Annotated in this window: 3 protein-coding genes and 1 pseudogene; all 4 read right to left on the reverse strand. The window is 42.1% G+C overall.

What is annotated here, in order from left to right; genetic code table 11:
* Positions 1-455, reverse strand: a 455-nt coding sequence (locus tag A7325_RS13640; RefSeq protein WP_156508461.1) for an IS1 family transposase, incomplete at its 3' end; no start/stop codon positions are given.
* Positions 456-723: 268 nt separating this feature from the next.
* Positions 724-1,071: pseudogene (locus tag A7325_RS13315) on the reverse strand (transposase); the annotation flags it as partial.
* 18 nt (positions 1,072-1,089) lie between these two features.
* Positions 1,090-1,245 (reverse strand): hypothetical protein, encoded by a 156-nt coding sequence (locus A7325_RS13645; RefSeq protein WP_156508462.1) that lies wholly within the window; start codon positions 1,243-1,245, stop codon positions 1,090-1,092.
* A 29-nt stretch (positions 1,246-1,274) separates the two neighbouring features.
* On the reverse strand, positions 1,275-1,352 hold the full coding sequence (locus A7325_RS14190) for a winged helix-turn-helix domain-containing protein (RefSeq protein ID WP_145989778.1): 78 nt from the start codon (positions 1,350-1,352) through the stop codon (positions 1,275-1,277).
* Between the last annotated feature and the right edge of the window lie 13 nt (positions 1,353-1,365).

Genomic DNA, 1,365 nt, shown 5'->3' on the forward strand with positions numbered 1-1,365 from the left:
AGACGGGCTCTTAGCTTCTTAGCTGTTTTCAGGTCACGTTTGCCCCAGACATAAGCGACAATCTCATTGGTAGCGCGGTCATAAGCATAAATAAGCCAAACTTTACGCTTTTTGCGATACACGTAAGTCCAAAATTCATCAATCTCTAAGCGTTCATAATAGCGCTTTTTAGGTGTAATCTTATAGACCGATGAGCCTATGGTGCTAAGGGCTTTACCAATACTAATAGAGGCTATAAGGGCTATGTCTCTGACGCCGCAACCTCTAACCGTCATTAGCCGTATGATGTCTTCTATTTTAGAGTGACAGCCATGATAAGTTAAGGCATGGTCGTCAATGAATTGACGTTTGCAGTCCTTGCACTGGTAGTTCTGCTTGCCATAGCTTTTTTTGCCGTGTATCGAAAAACTGGGACTGTGACAGTCGGGGCAATTGATCTGTATTTGTGTCTTCATAACCTCAAATATATCATCTTGCTTTGGCTGTCACCCTCCTTTCATCTCCTCAGCATACTTTCTGACACACCACCAAATATTTATGCGTTAGTAAGCTATATTGTGCAATAGATTTATAAAAATGATGCATTTTACAGTTTAGTACGTATAGACAGTTTAGTTCGTATAATGGACCACTTAAAAAATAAACGTCAACGCAATAAAAAAACCCGCTATAAAAATTGAACTGACCCCCTAAACTTGGACGGTTTAATACCAAACCCAACAATTAAAGTTGCGCCCAAGCACGAGCAGTTAACGACCGAATTCTTTGTGGCTGTTTAAGCAAATTATTCCAAGCCAAGCAAGTGGCATCGACAATAGCCTCATAACTGTCATAAAAACGATTGGATAACTCATTTTGCTTAAGGTACTGCCATACCCTCTCAGAAGGATTCAGCTCAGGTGAATAAGGCGGTAGTTTAAGCATAGTGACATTAGCCTGATTCAAGCTTGGTTGATGCCATAATGCGCCATCCATCACCACCACCGCATGACGTCCTTTTGGTACGGCTTTACTAATCTCTTGCATATGCAATAACATGGTATGTTTATTCACTGAAGGCAGTACTAAGCCGACCGCCTTCTTTGTCGCTTACCAAAAGGCACCAAACAGATAAGCGGAATGAAACTGTTGCTGCTTGATCAGTCGAGGTCGCCCACCGCGATAGTGCCAAACTCTGGTCAATGAGCCTTGTTGTCCTATTCGAGTTTCATCTTGAAACCAGATGTCCACTTGATCTAAGCTCACATCAGTAGGCAGTGACGCCTTAACCTGTGCTATAAAGTTTTTTTAAAAGCGTCTTGAGCTTGTATGTCGGCTTTTGGATGCTGACTACGAGCACTTATCCAACTCATATCAATCCGGTTG

This window comes from Psychrobacter sp. SHUES1 (assembly GCF_001652315.1).
GTDB lineage: Bacteria > Pseudomonadota > Gammaproteobacteria > Pseudomonadales > Moraxellaceae > Psychrobacter > Psychrobacter faecalis.

What these genes read in the sequence shown, in the direction of transcription:
- A7325_RS14190 (WP_145989778.1), bottom strand. Translation starts at nt 1,352, where the DNA reads ATGAGTTGGATAAGTGCTCGTAGTCAGCATCCAAAAGCCGACATACAA.